The organism is Corynebacterium imitans, from assembly GCF_000739455.1.
In the GTDB taxonomy this organism is placed as follows: Bacteria; Actinomycetota; Actinomycetes; order Mycobacteriales; family Mycobacteriaceae; genus Corynebacterium; species Corynebacterium imitans.
On sequence record NZ_CP009211.1, the window covers coordinates 1,620,858 to 1,639,236 of the forward strand.

The 18,379-nt window shown below is 61.4% G+C and carries 10 protein-coding genes; 1 reads left to right on the forward strand and 9 read right to left on the reverse strand.

The genetic code is table 11. The features are described 5' to 3' along the window. Positions 1–3: 3 nt before the first annotated feature. From lepB to rpsP, 7 genes are all read right to left on the reverse strand, one after another. On the reverse strand, positions 4–693 hold the full coding sequence (lepB, locus tag CIMIT_RS07625; protein WP_038594490.1) for a signal peptidase I: 690 nt from the start codon (positions 691–693) through the stop codon (positions 4–6). A 213-nt stretch (positions 694–906) separates the two neighbouring features. Further along, positions 907–1,254 (reverse strand): 50S ribosomal protein L19, encoded by a 348-nt coding sequence (gene rplS / locus CIMIT_RS07630; protein WP_038591270.1) that lies wholly within the window; start codon positions 1,252–1,254, stop codon positions 907–909. Positions 1,255–1,370: 116 nt separating this feature from the next. After that, positions 1,371–3,665: a Tex family protein gene (locus CIMIT_RS07635; protein ID WP_038591273.1), complete on the reverse strand. Its 2,295-nt coding sequence runs from the start codon at positions 3,663–3,665 to the stop codon at positions 1,371–1,373. Next, positions 3,662–4,870 carry a tRNA (guanosine(37)-N1)-methyltransferase TrmD gene (gene trmD / locus CIMIT_RS07640; RefSeq protein ID WP_197697003.1) on the reverse strand — a complete coding sequence of 403 codons (1,209 nt, stop codon included), beginning with the start codon at positions 4,868–4,870 and terminating at the stop codon, positions 3,662–3,664. Before trmD ends, CIMIT_RS07635 begins: the two co-directional genes overlap by 4 nt. After that, positions 4,863–5,363 (reverse strand): ribosome maturation factor RimM, encoded by a 501-nt coding sequence (gene rimM, locus CIMIT_RS07645; RefSeq protein ID WP_038591276.1) that lies wholly within the window; start codon positions 5,361–5,363, stop codon positions 4,863–4,865. Before rimM ends, trmD begins: the two co-directional genes overlap by 8 nt. Positions 5,364–5,492: 129 nt before the next feature. Beyond that, a complete protein-coding gene (locus CIMIT_RS07650) occupies positions 5,493–10,514 on the reverse strand; it encodes a YPDG domain-containing protein (protein WP_038591279.1) in 5,022 nt (1,673 codons plus the stop codon). A gap of 677 nt (positions 10,515–11,191) precedes the next feature. Continuing rightward, positions 11,192–11,707, reverse strand: a complete 516-nt coding sequence (gene rpsP / locus CIMIT_RS07655) for a 30S ribosomal protein S16 (RefSeq protein WP_038591282.1) — start codon at positions 11,705–11,707, stop codon at positions 11,192–11,194. Positions 11,708–12,135: 428 nt separating this feature from the next. Between rpsP and CIMIT_RS07660 the strand changes: the two genes are divergently transcribed. Continuing rightward, positions 12,136–14,433 (forward strand): acyltransferase family protein, encoded by a 2,298-nt coding sequence (locus tag CIMIT_RS07660; RefSeq protein WP_084674304.1) that lies wholly within the window; start codon positions 12,136–12,138, stop codon positions 14,431–14,433. An 82-nt stretch (positions 14,434–14,515) separates the two neighbouring features. On the opposite strand, the gene ffh is transcribed toward CIMIT_RS07660, so the two are convergent. Next, on the reverse strand, positions 14,516–16,144 hold the full coding sequence (gene ffh, locus CIMIT_RS07665; protein WP_038591285.1) for a signal recognition particle protein: 1,629 nt from the start codon (positions 16,142–16,144) through the stop codon (positions 14,516–14,518). A 108-nt stretch (positions 16,145–16,252) separates the two neighbouring features. Then, positions 16,253–18,031, reverse strand: coding sequence for a signal recognition particle-docking protein FtsY (gene ftsY, locus CIMIT_RS07670; RefSeq protein ID WP_407919532.1), 1,779 nt, complete (start codon positions 18,029–18,031; stop codon positions 16,253–16,255). Between the last annotated feature and the right edge of the window lie 348 nt (positions 18,032–18,379).

An 18,379-nucleotide genomic window follows, 5' to 3' on the forward strand; every position in this document is an offset into this window, starting at 1 on the left:
GCGCTACTGCAGGATGTCCGGGCTCTCCACGCCGCCGAAACGGTTCAGCGGGAAGACGATGCCGAGCACCTTGCCGCGGATGTTCTCGCGCGGGATCGTGCCCTCGAGCCCGTCGCCAAGGTGGTAGCGGGAATCCGCGGAGTTGGTGCGGTTATCACCCATCATGAAGTAATGATCCTCGGGCACCTCGACCGGGCCGAAGTAGGGCCCGCCGCACGCATCCGAGCCCGTGGTGGGATCGACCGGGTAGTAGGAGGGCTGCATCATGTAGTCCTGGTTGATCGGTGCCCCGTCCACCATGACCGCCGAGTCGCCTTCCTGGCAGGACACGGTCTGGCCGCCCTCAGCGATGATGCGTTTGACCAGCGTGTTCTCATCCTTCGGCACAAGCCCCACCCAGGATCCAGCCTCCTGCAGGCCGCGGACGAAAGTGTTGTCGGAGCGGTTAGTGGAAAAGCCGGTATTCCAGGAGTCGGTGCCCTTAAACACGATCACATCTCCCGGCTTCGGGTCGTTGAACGCGTAGGTGATCTTCTCCACGAAGATGCGGTCGCCCGAACCGTCCTCGCCGTGCAGGGTCGGCTCCATCGAACCCGAGGGGATGACGTAAAGGCGCCCGATGAAGGTCTGGATAAGGAAGATAAACACCAGCGTGAGCACGATGACCATGGGGATTTCCACGTACCACGGCATTTCCTTCTTGCTCTCTTTTTCGGGCGCGTGCTCATCAGCTGCAGGCGCTGCGTGCGCTGCCGACACAGTGGTGTCGCGGGGGTACTCCGGCTCTGGGTTTAAGCCGCTCGGATTTCCATTCACGTTGGTCACTCCGCACACTTTAGCAGCCCAAGCAAAACGCCCCGCACACCAATACCTGGCGTGCGGGGCGTGAGCCGAAGCTGTAAAAGCTTAGCGACGCTCCTTAATACGAGCTGCCTTACCACGCAGATCGCGCATGTAGTACAGCTTCGCACGGCGGACGTCACCCTTGCGGACAACCTCGATCTTCTCAATGTTCGGGGAGTGCACCGGGAAGGTACGCTCCACGTCGATGCCGAAGGAGACCTTGCGGACCGTGAAGGTCTCGCGGATGCCGCCACCCTGACGACGCACAACGAAGCCGGTGAAGACCTGGGTACGGGTGACCGAGCCCTCGATCACCTTCACGTGCACGTCGAGCGTGTCGCCCGGGCGGAAGTCCGGAATGTCGTCGCGCAGCTGGCCTGCGTCTACAAGATCAATAATGCCGTTGCTCATGTCAAGCAATCCTTTACGTTTAAGGACAGAGGACCCTAGCGGCTTTTCCCATTCAAGGGCGCTCGGCTGGTTCATGTCGCCTACAACAACCTACGCAAGTCTACACAGGCGAGACCCTATTTCCCAAATCCGGCACGCTTGAGCGCATCGGCCATCGAACCGCCAGGGGCCTTCTGCTTGTCGACGCCACGTCGTCCCCCACCCCGGCGCTTCCCACCACGCGACTGCGCAGGCTTGCCGCCGCCGCGCTTGGGTTCCTGGCCCGGCTCGTCGTCAAGCCGCAGGCTCAGCCCGATACGCTGGCGCTCCACATCGACGTCCATCACCTTGACCTTGACCACCTCGCCCGAGCGCACCACGTCGTGCGGATCGTTGACGAACTTGTGGCTCATCGCGGAGACGTGGACCAGGCCGTCCTGGTGTACGCCCACGTCCACGAACGCGCCGAAGGCGGCGACGTTGGTGACCGTGCCCTCGAGGATCATGCCCGGGGTCAAGTCGGAAACCTTGTTTACGCCCTCCTTGAAGGTGGCGGTCTTGAACTCGGGGCGCGGGTCGCGGCCCGGCTTGTCCAGCTCCGCGATAATGTCGGTGACAGTGGGCACGCCGAAGGTCTCGTCGGCGAAATCGGCCGGGCGCAGCTTCGTCAGCACCGCACTGTTGCCAATGAGTCCCTTGGTATCCAGCCCGGTGGACGCGGCGATGCGGTTGACCACCGGGTAGGCCTCGGGGTGGACGGCGGAGGCGTCGAGCGGATCGGCCGCGCCCTGGATACGCAAAAAGCCCGCGGACTGCTCAAAGGCCTTCGGTCCAAGGCGCGGCACCTTGCCCAGCTCCTTGCGCGAGGCAAAGGAGCCGTGCTCGTCGCGGTAGGCGACGATGTTTTTCGCGATCGTCGCGCTCACCCCGGCAACTCGCTCCAGCAGCGGCGCCGATGCCGTGTTCACATCTACGCCCACCGAGTTCACGGCGTCTTCCACCACGGCATCGAGCGTGCGCGCGAGCGCGGCCTGGTTCACGTCGTGCTGGTACTGGCCCACACCGATGGACTTCGGGTCCACCTTCACCAGCTCCGCGAGCGGGTCCTGCAGGCGGCGGGCGATGGAGACAGCGGAACGCAGAGAGACGTCCATATCCGGGAACTCCTCGGCGGCGATCTCGCTTGCCGAGTACACCGAAGCACCCGACTCCGAGACCACGACCGGCGTCGGCCGCGCGCCGCCCGCCTCTGCGATCAGGTCCGCGACCTCCCCGGCGAGCTTTTCCGACTCACGGCTGGCGGTACCGTTGCCCACCGCGATCAGCTCCACCGCGTGCTGCGCGCACAGCGAGGACAGCGTCTGCACCGCCTGCTGCCACTGGTTCTGCGGCTGGTGCGGGTAGACGATCGTGGTGTCAAGCACCTTGCCGGTGCCGTCGATAACCGCGCACTTCACGCCGTTGCGGTAGCCCGGATCCAAAGCGAGGGTTGCGCGCTGGCCGGCGGGCGCGGCAAGCAGCACGTCGCGCAGGTTCGTCTTGAATACCTCGAGCGCGCCTTCTTCGGCCTTCTCTTTGAGCCGGACACGCGTGTCCAGGTTGGCAGAGACCTGCAGCTTGGTCCGCCAACCCCACTTGACCGCCTTAGCCAGCCACTCGCTGTCCTCAACGGGCAGCTCGAAGCGCTCAGCAATCATGCCCTGATAGACCGACTCATCGCCCGCGTCCAGGTCGAGCGTGAGCACGCCCTCGTTCTCCCCGCGCAGGAGCGCGAGGATGCGGTGCGAGGGCAGCGACTCGAAGGGCTCGTTGTACTCGAAGTAGTCCTTGAACTTCGCGCCTTCTGCCTCCTTGCCTTCGACGACCGCGGAGCGCATCGTGCCCGTGGTGTAGAGCCGCTCGCGGACCTCGCCAACCAGGTCGGCGTCGGTGGCGAAGCGGTCGACCAGGATGGCGCGCGCCCCGTCGAGGGCGGCCTTCGTCTCCGCAAACCCCTCGCAGAGGAAGTCCTGCGCGAGCGTCTCGGGGTCGGTGCAGGGAGCGCTAATAAGCTGGTCCAGCAGCGGCTCAAGCCCGGCCTCGCGGGCGATATCCGCCTTCGTCTTGCGGCGCTTCTTGTACGGCAGGTAGAGGTCCTCCACACGGGCCTTGGTCTCCGCGTCGAGGATCTGGCGCTTGAGCTCGTCGTTAAGCTTGCCCTGCTCCTCGATGGCCTCGATGACGGTCTGCTTGCGCTCTTCCAGCTCCACAAGATAGGTGTGGCGTTCTTCGATGTGGCGCAGCTGCGCGTCATCGAGCCCGCCGGTAGCTTCCTTGCGGTAGCGGGAGATAAACGGGACGGTGTTGCCCTCAGCGAGCAGCTTGAGCGCTGCCTCGACCTGGTGCGGTTGTACGTTGAGTTCTGTCGCGATTGTCGCTGCGAGAGATGTCATTGTTGTGATTCTACTGGCCGGGTCGCCCCGACCCACTGGGTACCCCACGGCAGGGCCGCGACCACGGCCTCGGTAGCTTCCGCGTTGCTCAGCGTAGTGCGGCCCGTGATTTCAAGCTCGCACAGCGGGACGTTCGGCGGGCGGCCGTGCTCGCGCTCGTAGGCCTGCTCCAACATGGAAGGCTCGAAGCAGACAGCACCTTTGCGCTCGGTGAGGGTCGCATCTTCGACGCGGTAGCCCGCCTTGGCCAGCGCGCGGCGCATGCGTTTGCGCACCTTGGGCCACGCCTGCGGGTCGATGAGCACGTCGAGCACCGTACGCACCGGGCGGGAATCGAGGAAGAACACGTCGTCCTCGTCGAGCTCCCCGGCCTGGCGCGCCTGCGCAATGAGATCCGGACGCACACCCTGCGTACGCTTCAGTGAGGCCTGCCTGCGCCACTTATCAACTTTGCCGTGGTCGCCGGAGGTCAGCACCTCGGGTGCTGCGATGCCTCGCCAGGTGCGCGGCGTGGTGTAGCTGGGTGCCTCGAGTAGCCCATCGGAGAAGCTGTCGTCCTCGTGGCTCTGGGTATTGCCCAGCACGCCCGGGATGAGCCTTGTGACGGCCTCAGCGATAACAAGGGCTGCGACCTCGCCGCCGATGAGCACGTAGTCCCCGATGGAGACCTCACGCACCCGGTAGCGGACCGTGGCCTCTTCGAAGACACGCTGATCAATCCCCTCGTAGCGACCGCAGGCCACCACGATGTGCCGCTCGCGCGACCAAGCCTGCGCGTCCGACTGCGTAAATGGCGCGCCCGCCGGCGTGGGCACGAGCAATAGCGGCGCTTCAGGGTCCTCGCCCTCGCACACGTCGCGGGCTTCGTAGGGCCGGGCTTTGACGCCGCGGCGTTCGTCGTGCCGGACCTTGTCGTTGCGGTGTGCGGCAGCGGTGGTGAGCGTCTCGACGTCAGCGTCGCGGTGCGCGACCGCGTCGAGCGCTGGGCCCCACACCTCCGGCTTCATCACCATGCCGGGGCCTCCACCGAGCGGCGGGGCGTCGACAGACTTGTGGTTGCCCTCGCCCCACTGCCGCAGGTCGTGCACGCCGACCTCCAGAATCCCTTGCTCAATCGCCTTGCCCAGCAGCGCGTGCCGCAGCGGCTCTAAGTATTCGGGGAAAATGGTCACCACGTCGAGGCGCAGCTGCGGGGTGCTAGACATCGAGCAGGCCCTCCGGCGGAGTGATGGTCAGGTAGCCCTGCTCCAGGTCCACCTCGGGGACGATGTCCATGACGAAGGGGATGAGCACTTCCCTGCCCTGGTAGTCCACCTCGAGGATCTTGCGGTTCGGGGTATCCATCACGCCTGTCACCTCGCCGATGCGCGTACCATCCATACGCACCTCGAGCCCCGTGAGCTCGTGGTCGTAATAGCCGTCCTCCTCGGCGTCGTGCTCCAAAGGCTCCGCGAAGAACTTCATGCTGCGGAGACTGTCGGCGGCGGTGCGGTCCGGGACCTCTTCGAAGCTGACAAGCAGGCGCTTCTGGTGCGGGCGCATGGTTTTGACGGTGAGCTCAACCTCTTTGCCCGCCTGCTTGCCGGTGAGCGTTTCCCCGACGGCGAAGTGGACGTCCGGGTCGTCGGTAGTGACTTCGACTGCGACTTCGCCTTTAATGCCGTGCGATTTCACGACTCTTCCGATGTTGAGCTCCATGGCCAGCAAGCCTAACACTGGGCATCAATCGTGCGTACTGCGCTGCAGGTTGCTGGAAATGCGTGATGCCCCGCACCCCAAGTGGGGGTGCGGGGCATCGCGGGACTCAAGGTGAGCCGCTAGCTAGGCTTACTTCTTCTCAGAAGAACCCTCCTGCTTTGCCGGCTTCTCATCCTTGGAGGAACCAGCGTAGGTCTTCCCGGAGGAACCCTTCAGCTCCAGATCCTTGACAGAGCTGCTGGCACCGTTCGGGGAGCAGTTGTCGTAGATCAGCGTGCCGGCCAGGATGCCAGCCGCGATCAGCGCGAGACCACCAGCAACGGTAGCCACATCGGCGCCGAACTTACCAAGCTGCTGGTTGACCGCATCAACCTGTGCAGCCAGCTGCGGGTTGAACAGGCCAGCCTGCTGCTGAATCTGCGTGTTCGCAGCCTGGATCTGGGCGTTTGCCTGAGCAACGAAGTCAGACAGACCCGGGATCTGCATCTGGGTAGCCAGACCAATCGGGATCAGCGCGATCAGCGGCAGACCGAAGCCCACAGCAGTCGCCGCACACTTACCAGCGTCGATGCCAACCTGAGCAGTCGCCTTGTTACCAGCACCATCGGTCGCAGTGACCTTGTCGCCCGGCTTCAGCTCCACACCAGACGGAACGTTGACCTTCCAGTTACCGTTCTCATCCGTGGTGGTCGTGACAGTCTTGCCACCCGGGAAGGTTACCGTGATTTCCTCATTCGGACGATCACCCTTACCGGAGACGGTCTTGTCACCAGGCTTGATCTCGTTGATGGACGGAGCCTTCGTATCCTCAACCGTCGCCTCAGCAGAGTTGCCGGCCTCATCCGTCACCGTGATCTTGTCACCGGGGTTGAGCTCCACATCAGACGGAACGTCAACCTTCCAGTTGCCGTTCTCATCCGTCGTGGTCTCGATCGGTTTATCCACACCCGGAATGGTCACAGAAATCGAGGTGTTCGGACGATCATCCTTACCCGTGATCTCCCGATCACCAGGCGCAACCGGGTCAATCGTCGGTGCCTGAGTATCCGGGACGCTATTGGCATTCGACGGGTTGGAACCCTTCTCGATCTCGTCACGGTTGGAAATACCGTCACCATCGAAGTCACCATCCGGCGTCAGCAGGGACTTGCCGTCCTTACCGACCAGATCGAAGTCAGCCTTATCAGAGTTCTTGGAACCATCGTTGTATTCGAAGTTCACATCCACACTCGGCTTCGCAAACGGGGTGAACTCCTTGACGAACTCATCCCAACGCTTACCGGCCTCGTGGCTCTGGATCTCCGGCAGCTTCTCAGCAATCTTCTCGCCGACCTTGTCGTAGGTCGGGGCAGTCGCCTCAACAACACCAGAGGACTTGTCCGTCTTGAACTTCCAGTCGTCGGAACCAGCAGACGGGGTGCCCTCTGCTTCCTTCACCGGAACATCAGACTTGCCCTTGAACGGATCAGCCTTCTCGGTCTTGCCAGCCTCAACGGGGGTCAGACCGTATTCCGGAACGGACTTCGCAGCGTCAGAGTTCGGGTCTTCAACCGTCACCGTGACGTCAACGTTGTCCTTCGAACCATCCGGGTAGGTCACCTCAACCGGAACAGTGATCTTGTCACCCGGGGTCGCACCCTCAGGAACAGGAACAGTGATCTCACCAGTGTTCTCATCGACCTTCACACCCTCAGGCGCGTTGTCACCCGGGGTGAACTCCGTGCCATCAGGAGCAGTGGTCGGGTTACCGTCCTTGTCCTTGAAGTCAGGCTTGTCGACCGTGACGTCCTCACCCGGCTTACCAGAACCAGGCTTGTACTCAGGCTCAAAGGAGTCAGCGTCCTTGTCCTTAGCGTCAGGCTCGTCAACCGTGACGGTGACATCAACGTTGTCCTTCGAACCATCCGGGTAGGTCACCTCAACAGGAACAGTGATCTTGTCACCCGGGGTCGCACCCTCAGGAACAGGAACAGTGATCTCACCAGTGTTCTCATCGACCTTCACACCCTCAGGCGCGTTGTCACCCGGGGTGAACTCCGTGCCATCAGGAGCAGTGGTCGGGTTACCGTCCTTGTCCTTGAAGTCAGGCTTGTCGACCGTGACGTCCTCACCCGGCTTACCAGAACCAGGCTTGTACTCAGGCTCGTACTTGTCCTTGTCCTCAGTCGTATCCGGAGTTGGCGGAACTTCCTTATCCTTGACGTCGAACTCAAACGTCTCAGTAACCGGCTTACCGTCAGCACCCTTGACCGGGTTGCCATCCTTATCCAGGACAGTCACGGTCACCGTAGACTTACCAGCCTTCTCCGGCGTACCAGAAACCTCACCAGTCTCCGGATCGTAGGTCACGCCATCCGGCAGACCGTCAACCTTGACCGAACCATCAGTCGGAACGTTGTCAACCTCGATCTTGAACGAATCGATCGGCTCACCAACAGTGCCAGACTTGTCCTCAATGTCCTTGATAGTCGACGGGACAGAGTTCGAATCCTTCGGATCCGTACCCTGGTTCTTCTCGTCCTCATCAGAGACACCATCGTTGTCGTCGTCATCATCGCCTTCGACGACGACGTTGCCGTCCTCATCCTTGATGCCCTCATCAAGGTCCGGCTTACCGTCACCATCAGTATCCAGATAGAACGGTGCGGTCACCTCATCAGTGGAACCATCCTTGTAGGTCACTGTTACCGGAACATCAAACTTCTCAGCGGTGTCCTTGTTGACGCCATCAACAGTCACGGTGATCTCACCGGTGGCCGGGTCGATGTCAACGGTGTAACCCTCTGGAGCCTGGAAGTCCTCCGGGATCGCGAACTCCGAACCCTCAGGAACATCAACGCCCTTACCGTTCTTGTCAGTAAAGGTCGGCGGAGACTTCGTCTCCTCACCAGGAACAACAAGCTTATTGTCGTACTTCGGCTCGAAGAAGTCTGCCTGCTTACCGATCACGATCGGCGCGTATGCACCATTAGCAGTCTTGTCGGCGTACTCAACACGAACCGGAAGGTTTACCGTGTCACCAGGCTTGAGTTCCTCACCGTCGATACCATTCGCACCAGGCGTAACCGTAATCACACCGGTCTCAGCGTCGATATCAGCGACCCAGCCTTCCGGCAACGCATCCTTGTGCAAAACGTAATGTGCATCTGCAAGACGCTCATCAGCCGGATCAATCGGCTCACCCGACAACGCATCAACGAACTTCGGCTCACCAGTCGTCGCCTCAGTGCCGACCTCAGCAAACGTCGGATCATACTGCGGAGAAACCTCAGCAGCCGTCTTCACCAATGCAGTAAACGAGTCGGACGCGAGAGCAATTCGGTCACCATTGGCATCGATGCCATACAGGGTCGCCGTGTACGTCATCACCTTGTCAAGATCCTCCGGAACCGTGATCTCACAGTTCGGCAGAGAACCATCAGACTTCGCCGGCATACCCAGCGAGTCCTCATCTTCAATCAGGTTGCCCTCAGCATCAACAGCCTTGCAGGTGTTAACCACATTGCCGTCACTATCCGTCCACTCAACCTGGTAGAGAGCACTCAGGTTGAAGCCAGGAAGACCGTTGGTAAACGCGTGAGTCTTATCCCCCGGACGAGCAAAGTTCGTCAAGGAGTCATACTTATCCACCTCAAAGTGGATCTGGTTCGGCATCAACGCCATATCCCACGAACCTACATTGTAGTTCGTGCTCAGGCTCGCCTTCTGCATACCGCGCATATCGTACGGCGTGCCAGCAACGCCACCAATATCAGCGATCCCCCAGGGGTTAGATGTCAGACCCTGCCACACGTTTCCACGCCATGCACCCATATTAGACACACCGGTCGGCAGGTTCGGCGCGTCAACAAACAACCAATCCCAGTTCACGTGCTTCGCATTTGCACGGCCGGAGATCTGATTATTTGTAAAGACGCCATCCGCAAAGCTGTCAGCAACCGTACCGGCAAGCTCAGGATCAACCTTGCCTGCCTTATTCGGGTTAATACCGTACGTGCCCTTGAACTGAATCAGGTAGTCGCCATTGCCGTCAGTTTCCGTGACGACGCGCTCAGCGATCCAATCCGGATTCTCCGCGATCTGCTCGTTAATCCAAGCCTGCAGCTTCAGCTCATCATTGACATCCCAGCTGGAGCTACGCAGGTCGTGGTTTTGGTACTCCGTACCCTTGTTCTCCTCAACGTGCTTCTGGATCTCAAGCACGGCCTTATCGGAAAGGTACGCCGCAACAACCTGAAGGCCCTCGATACGGCGATCATTCTTATCGCCGACGACCTCCTTTTGACCAAGGGCAGCCAGCCCCTGGTTCAGGTTCCAGTACGCCTTACCGTAGAAGGCCCCCCCCTCTTTACCATTGGCAGCCACTTCGGTGTCATCCATCTTGCGCCACTCGGACTCGTCGCCAAGCATCTGCTCTGCATTAGCGCGCTTGACGAAAACCTGGTGCGCACCAGCCAAGGAGCGCTGAGCCGCACCGGAGCCCCAGCCGGCACCACCAGTAGTGTCCGCGACAGTGCCATCCGGCACCTGACGCTCACCGTAGCCACGGACCATCTCGTATTCGTCACGGTCATAGCCGTCGACCCAGATCTTCACCTTCTGGCCACGACCGCCGGCAGCGATGTTGTACTGCGCGTGAAACTCACGGTATTTACCATCAGAATCAATAAACGGACGCATGTTAATTGCGTACGTACCGTCTTCATTCACAGTCGTCTTGTACACCGGCGAAGCAACCGCTGGATTGTTACCAGACTTGCCCTTGTCCGGCTTCTCAAACCACTGCGCGTACACAGTCGCGCCCTTAAAGTTCTCGCCCACACCGGAGCCGGCTGCCGGCAGTGCCTTACCAAAGTCACCCTTTGCAGCGGTATTACCATTCGACGATCCCGGGAACTGGTCGTAGAACAGGACCGTACCTGAAACAGTCTTCTTACCATTGACTACTCCGGGCGAGTAGATTGCGTCGTACGAATCCTTGTCGCCGCTTGCTGGCTGAGCGGGCGCATTCACCGACCCAGCTTCAGAGACAGCAGCAGACACATCTTGCGCAACTGCCACGGGCTGCGCAAACGGCGCAACCAGAGCGAAAGACAATGCTGCCGCAGCAACGGAGGTGCCACGGCGGCGAATGATTTGGCTCTTCTTCATAAAAATCCCTTCAGGAAAGACTACGCCCCAACATGAGGCACTGAGGTTTGCCCGGAAGAATCAACTTCCCTGTGAAGTGCTCCGGAGCTACAGATGCCATCATAAGGAATTGGACACTTGCTTGCAAGTTATTTCCATGACTGATCTAAATTGCCCTATACTGCTTTATTATTATTTCTCAGCCTGCATATAGAGCGTCTACCTCGATCATTAAACAAATATAGAAACTTAACTTAATTTTTCCGCACGTTTATCACATTGCGGTGAGAGCCTAAGTAAGTGGGACACTTATGTATATTTAACTGAACTGATCCTCCAAAAATCCGCCCCATGGCCTGCTTTCTTAATACACCCGTCCATCGTTGGCACCAACTTATAGGCCCAAACGGCCGTGCCCGAACCCCGCCTCGTGTACTGAAAATAAGATCAAGATAAACTTCTTAACCTGCCCATCAGTAGTGGGGAAGTTTATATACATACATGTATTCTTGGGCCTTCGGACGAGTTGACCACCCAAGCACCCAAATCCCACTTCGTTTCTATAAATCAGCCACGTGCCCAGCATTCACCAGTAAGACCCTCTCCTGCTTTCACTTTGAACAACTGGTGTACACATGACAAAACCCCGCCACATCGACTCTCACGTCGATACAGCGGGGTTCGCGGTTCGAGAAAGCTTAGTTCTCCTCGGACTCCTCAGCCTTCTCCTCGGAAGCCTCGGCTTCCTCAGACTCCGCCTTCTCGGCAGCCTCAGCAGCGGCAGCGGCCTCAGCCTCGGCAGCAGCCTTGGCTTCTTCCTCTTCCTTAGCCTTCTTACGCTTCTCGGTGATCGCCTCGGCGGTCGGGCCGTTGTTGGCCTCCTCGAGTGCCTCGTTGAACAGCTCGAGCTTGGACTTCTTCTCCTCAGCAACCTTCAGGGTGCCCTCGGCACCGTCCAGGCCCTTGTGCTTCTGCCAGTCGCCGGTAACCTTCAGCAGTGCAGCAACCGGCTCGGTCGGCTGTGCGCCAACGCCCAGCCAGTACTGTGCGCGCTCCGAGTCGATGCGAATGAGCGACGGCTCTTCCTTCGGGTGGTAGATGCCGATGTTCTCGATGACGCGGCCGTCGCGACGGGTACGGGAGTCAGCGACGACGACGCGGTACTGTGCGTTGCGGATCTTGCCCACACGCTGCAGCTTGATCTTGACAGCCATGAAAATTCTTCCTTTACGGTCACTGGGCAGTGCAGACACCCGCCGTGTGCTGGCGGGCCGGTTCAACCCTTCTTCTTTAACCTGCGCGTGACTGGCCGGCCGACCGCCCGAGCAAACGGGTTCAGACGCTTCCGGCGCGTACGCAGTGTGCTGTCCCCGACACACACGTGCCAGGCAACCTGGAATACTTTACCGTGAAGGCAGCCGAAGTCCAAAAGCGTCGCCCTTCTCGCGAGCCATCGGAGACATGCGTCGTTGTCTTCGCCGCGACGGTTCCGGCTTTTCCTCCGATAGGCGGTAAGGTTTGCACAGTCACGGGAGCGTCCCGCGTATTGGCGTGCCTGCACAACGCAGAGCAAACGCCCACGGATTAGCGTTTCCCACATAATACCTAGAGTTATTCGGTTCGCAGAGGTTTTTGAGGATAGATGAGCGCAACGACGACGAAGCCTGCGCAGCACGATGCGGGGGAAAGCACACGAGCACGAACCTCGTCCTACCGCGTTGATATTGACGGTTTGCGTGGCTACGCCATCGGGCTTGTGGTCCTCTTCCACGTCTTCGTTGGCCGCGTCTCCGGCGGCGTAGACGTCTTCCTCCTCCTGTCTGGTTACTTCTTCCTCGGCGGGCAGCTGCGTTACGCCATGCGCCCCAACCCGAGCCTGAACCCCTGGTGGCCACTGTGGCGGACGATCCGCAGGCTGGTCCCAGCGCTCGTCGTGGTGATCCTGTCCGTGTTTGTGGCGGTGCACTACCTCACCCCAGAGCTGATGAGCGACGAGCTGACCGCACAGTTCACGGCCTCCATGCTCTATTACCAGAACTGGGAGCTCATGGTGCAGGCGGCCGACTACGCCGCGGCGAGCCAGGACACCTCTCCCCTGCAGCACCTGTGGTCGATGGCCGTCCAGGGCCAGTTCTACCTTTTTGGCATTCTGCTAGGCACGCTCATTGCCTTCCTTATTACCAAGTGCAACCTGCCGCGCACGTACGCCAAGCGTGGCGCAATTGCCGTGCTCGCGATTATCACTGTCGCCTCGCTCGCCTGGGCCTCCCGCTTCGGCTTCATTGGCACCGGCGCGAACTACTACTCCACGTTCTCCCGCGCGTGGGAGCTTTCGCTCGGCGCACTGCTCGCGTTCGTGCCCACGAGCCGCTTCCTGCCGCAGAAGACCGCCTGGCTCACTTCCGCGATCGGCATCATTTGCATCACCATTACCGGCGCGGTGGTCTCCAACACGCTCGCATTCCCCGGCCCAATCGCCCTTCTTCCGCTTCTCGGCGCTGCGCTGGTGATACTCAGTGGCGACGACAACCCGGTGTCTAAGGTCCTTGCGTCCAAGCCCATGACGTGGCTTGGTGGGATCGCCTACTCCCTCTACCTGTGGCACTGGCCGATGCTGATCATCGTCACTGTCATTGGTGGCTTCGGCACTCCTCCGGCGTGGGTCGGCGTGATCGTGATCGCGGCGTCGCTGGCACTGGCACACGTGACACACGTGCTGCTGGAGCAGCCGCTGCGTCAGCACCGCAAGCGTCCAAAGGCTACTGATACGCCAGTACGGGATGCACGCCGCAGCCTGCGCACGCCCCAAGGCATCGGACGCGCCATCGGCGGTGTACTCATCGCCGCACTCGTCGGCGCAGCACTGACCATCCAGCCGCTGTGGAACCAGCGGGTCGAAAACGCGAACCGCCCGCTGGACATCAATATGTACCCCGGCGCCATGTCCGTAGTCGGCGCGCCCGTCCCTGACGTCACACCGCAACCGGATCCGAACCTGGTCTCCGGCATCTACCCGCCAATCGGGTCCGAGGGCTGCATGGTCTTCCAGAACGAAGAGGCCGACGTCATGCCGCGCCCCGACTGCATCTACGGCGACAAAGACGCCGAGACCACAGTGGTCATGGTCGGCGGCTCACACATCGAGCCCTACGTCATCCCGCTGGACCGCCTCGGCCGCGAACACGGGTTCAAGGTCGTTCCCTTTGTTCGCCAAACCTGCCCCCTGACCATCGGCGGCGAGGACGGCACAGAACTCGTCTCGGATGTGTGCTTCGAGTGGAGCCAGAACGTCTTCGAGGAAGTTGTCAACATGCAACCGGATCTGGTGGTCTCCACCTCCACGCGCCCCGAGGGACGCGCCGGTGACGTGGAAGTGACCGTCGACCACGTACCGGACTCCTACCTCGTGCTCTGGGACGCGTTTGCGCAGTACGACATCCCATTTTTGGGATTCCGCGACAACCCGTGGATCTTTGACATCTTCGGCCAGATCATGGACCCCAATATCTGCATCGTCTCCGGCTTCACGGAGGAAGAATGCTCGATGCGCACCGATGATGTGTACGGCCCCGTGGACCCAGCGGCCGAGTACCTCGACGGGACGAACAAGCAGTTCAGCGTAGACACCGCCCCGTGGTTCTGCGACGCAGAGCTGTGCCGCCCCCAGATCGGCAACGTCTACGTCTACCGGGACCAGAACCACATCTCGAACGCCTACATGGCCACGCTGACACCACTGGTGTGGCAGGAACTGCGCAAGGTTTTCGACGCCCTCGAGGTCCCCTATGTGGGCACCGACGCTCCCGAGTACGAGGTCCCACCGCTGCGCCCGGATCCCAACGCCGAGGTCCCCGTCGGTGAAGACGGCACGGCCCCGGAGAACCTGCCGGTCAACCCCGTTGATGGACAGCGCCAGCCGCTGGGCCTGCTCGGCCAGTAGGCCGGAGCCCCGACAAACGCAGAAAGGTGGCCCCGCAACGCACCAGCGTTGCGGGGCCACCTTCTTTATTGCGCGGCGGGTTTTATTTGCCCTTGCCCATACGCTTCATCGCCTCGTTGAAGTCGAGCTTGTCCAGGTCCAGGCCCTCCATGCCCGGCGGCATCTGCTCCTGGAGCTTCTTCAGCTCCTTCATGTCAGGCATGCCGCCGCCCATCCCCGGCATCGGCGGCATCCCGGGCATACCCGGCATCCCGCCGCCGCTACGGCGCTTCGGCGGCTTACGCTTGCCGTTTTTGCCCCTGCGGCCCTTCGGCTTCTTCTTCGTCGCCGAACGCCCGCCGGGCATCCCCGGCATTCCGGGCATACTGCCCATGCCGAACTGTCCTGCCATCTTGCCCATCATCTTCTTCGCTTCGAAGAAGCGCTCCACAAGCTGGTTGACGTCGGAGACTTCGACGCCGGAGCCTGCGGCGATACGCTTGCGTCGAGAAGCATTGAGGATCTTCGGATCCTCACGCTCGGCAGGGGTCATACCGCGAATGATCGCCTGGATGCGGTCGAGCTGCTTCTCGTCGACCATGTCGGCCATCTGGTTCATCTGCTTGCCGCCGGGCATCATTTTCAGCAGGTTGCCAATCGGCCCCATGCGGCGGATCATCAGCAGCTGATCCAGGAAGTCATCGAGGGTGAGCTCGCCAGAGGCCAGCTTGCTAGCAGCCGCCTCCGCGTCTTTCTCGTTGTAGGTCTGCTCCGCCTGCTCGATCAGGGAGAGCAGATCGCCCATGCCGAGGATGCGGCTGGACATACGGTCCGGGTGGAAAACGTCGAAGTCGTCGAGCTTCTCGCCCGTGGAGGCGAACAGGATCGGCTTGCCGGTGACCTCGCGGATGGAGAGTGCGGCACCGCCGCGGGCGTCACCGTCAAGCTTGGTCAGCACCACACCGGTGAAGTCGACGCCGTCGGCGAAGGCCTGGGCGGTGCTCACAGCGTCCTGGCCGATCATGGCGTCGATGACAAAGAGGACTTCGTCCGGGTTGACGGCGTCGCGGATGTTGCGGGCCTGGGTCATCAGCGTTTCGTCGATACCCAACCGGCCCGCGGTATCGATAATCACCACGTCGTGCTTGGTCTGCTTCGCGTGCTCGATGCCCTGCTGCGCAACCGCGACCGGGTCGCCGTGGGAGGAGCCCATCTCGTGCTCATAGGAGTCGATCGAGGTGCCCGGGTCCGGTGCAAAGGTGTCAACGCCGGCGCGCTCACCCACGATCTGCAGCTGCTGGACCGCGCCAGGACGCTGCAAGTCACAGGCCACCAACAGCGGGGTGTGCCCCTGCTTCGCAAGATGCTTGGACAGCTTGCCGGCCAGCGTAGTCTTACCAGCACCCTGCAGGCCGGCGAGCATGATCACCGTCGGCGGGTTCTTCGCCAGGTTAAGGCGGCGGGTCTCCCCGCCCAAGATGCCGGTGAGCTCCTCATCAACAATCTTGATGACCTGCTGCGCAGGATTGAGCGCCTCGGAGACATCCGCGCCGAGGGCGCGCTCCTTGACGCGCTTGATAAAAGCCTTGACCACGGCAAGCGAGACGTCGGCCTCCAGCAGCGCAATGCGGATCTCGCGCGCGGTGGCGTTGATGTCAGCCTCGGTGAGCTTGCCTTTTCCACGCAGGCCACCGAGGGCATCTTGCAAGCGGTCGGACAGTGACTCGAACAACGTAAGGTACTCCTGTTCGCTTCGTTTTATCAGCGTGCGCGGTACGCTCGCCGTCAAAAATGTACTCGTTACAGCCTAGCGTCTAGCTGGGCGAACCCAGAACTTGCGCTATCCCAGCAACGCGTCGACGAAGCTTTCCACCTCAAACGGCGCGAGATCGTCCGCACCCTCGCCAAGGCCGACAAGCTTAACCGGCACGCCGAGTTCCTCCTGTACCTGGAAGACGATGCCGCCCTTGGCAGTGCCGTCCAGCTTGGTCAACACCACGCCGGTGATGTCCACGACCTCGCGGAAGACGCGCGCCTGCGCAATACCGTTCTGTCCCACCGTGGCGTCGAGTACCAGCAGCACCTCGTCAACGTTGCTCTTCTTCTCCACCACGCGCTTGACCTTGCCCAGCTGGTCCATCAGGTCGGTCGAGGTGTGCAGGCGACCCGCGGTATCAATGAGGACGACATCCGCGCCCTCCTGCACGCCAGTGGCCACGGCGTCGAAGGCCACGGATGCCGGGTCCGCGCCCTCCTTGCCGCGCACCGTCGACGCACCGACGCGGCGGCCCCAAGTCTCAAGCTGGTCGGCAGCGGCTGCGCGGAAGGTATCTGCAGCGCCGAGCACTACGGAATGCCCCATGGAAACCAGCACGCGCGCCAGCTTGCCGGTGGTGGTGGTCTTGCCGGTGCCGTTCACGCCGGCAACCAGGATGACCGCGGGCTTGCCCTCGTTCGGCATCGCCTTGATCGAGCGGTCCATCTCCGGGCGGGCCGCCTCGATGAGCGTCTCGCGCAGCATCGCGCGCGCCTCTTCCTCCGTGGAGACGCCGCGCTCGGCGATCTTGCCGCGCAGGGTTTCGGTCACACGCATGGTCAAGTTGGCACCGAGGTCCGCCATAATCAGCGTGTCCTCGATCTCCTCCCACGCGTCCTCGTCCAGGTCACCTGCGGTAAGGATGCCGAGCAGCCCCTGGCCGATCGCGTTCTGCGAGCGCGACAGACGACCACGCAGCTTGCCGATGCGGCCAGCCGCAGGCTCGATCTCCTCGATGTCCTCGGTTGGCTCATCATGCTTCTCGACAACCACGTCCTCACTGACCTCGGCTGCCTGGCTGTCCTGTGCACGAGCCGTCTCAGCGCTCGCGGCGGCCGCCGCTGCTGCCGCGGCGGCTTCCTGCGCCTGGCGAGTCTGGCCCTCGTCTGCCTGCGGCTCCTCGGCCGGTTCTGCCTCGGGTTCCGGTGTGGGTTCCGCTGCGGGTTCCTCGGCGGGTGTTTCCGGTTCTGGCTCCGGCTCTAGCTCCGCTGCCGGCTTCTCCACCGGCGCTGCCTCATCCGGGGTCACGACGGTCTCGCGGGTCTCCGGGTCGGTCTCCGCGTCGGTGTTCAACACGACCTCATCGGCCGGCTTCTCAGTCGGCGGCTCGGGCGTGCGCTCGACCTTGGCTGCTTCCTCGACCTTGGCTGCATCTTCAACCTTCGCGGGTTTCTCGACCTTAGCCGTCTTCTCTACCTTCGCGGCATCCTCAACCTTGGCTGCTTCCTCAACGGCCGACGGGTCCGGTTCAACTACCGGCTCCGGGGCTGCGGCAGCCGCCTGCTGTTCTTGTGCGGGCTTCGGCTCGCGCGGCTCGTCGATACGCACCGGCTCCTTCTCCGGTGTGCTGGGGGCTGCGGCCGGGGCGAAGTTAAAGCCACCCTTGGCCTGGTAATTGCCGGACTTCTCCTGCTGGGTGAGCTCCTTCGGCTCCTCCGTCTTGGCAAAAGAGACGGTCTTTTCCTCTTTACGCTTGCGTCCCACCACGACGATGCCCAAAACGATGAGAGCAACGACGACGATGGCAACAACGATCCACAGAAGTGGCGAGTTCATTGCGAGTTCCATATCCATGGCACCCATAGTGCCATAGTGAATCGAATGGCCAGGCGAGTCAGCCGCTGTTCTATCCATCGAGTTCCCAGGTATTCCTATAAGAACGGAGCTAGCTCCATATGGAAGAACCGCTGACACACGACCAGGCGTTTTGCACCCGCTGCACACCCAAACGGAGCTAGCTCCATTTAGAGAAACCGGCGACCCGCGACCTGGGGATTTGCCTACATCGCAAGTCAAAACGGAGCTAGCTCCATTTAGACAAGCCACCAACCCGCGACCAGGGCTTTTACAACCGACGAAGACCCAAACGGAGCTAGCTCCATTTAGAAAGACCCGTGTGAGGAACCGAGCGTTAGGACCTCGCGTCAGGAA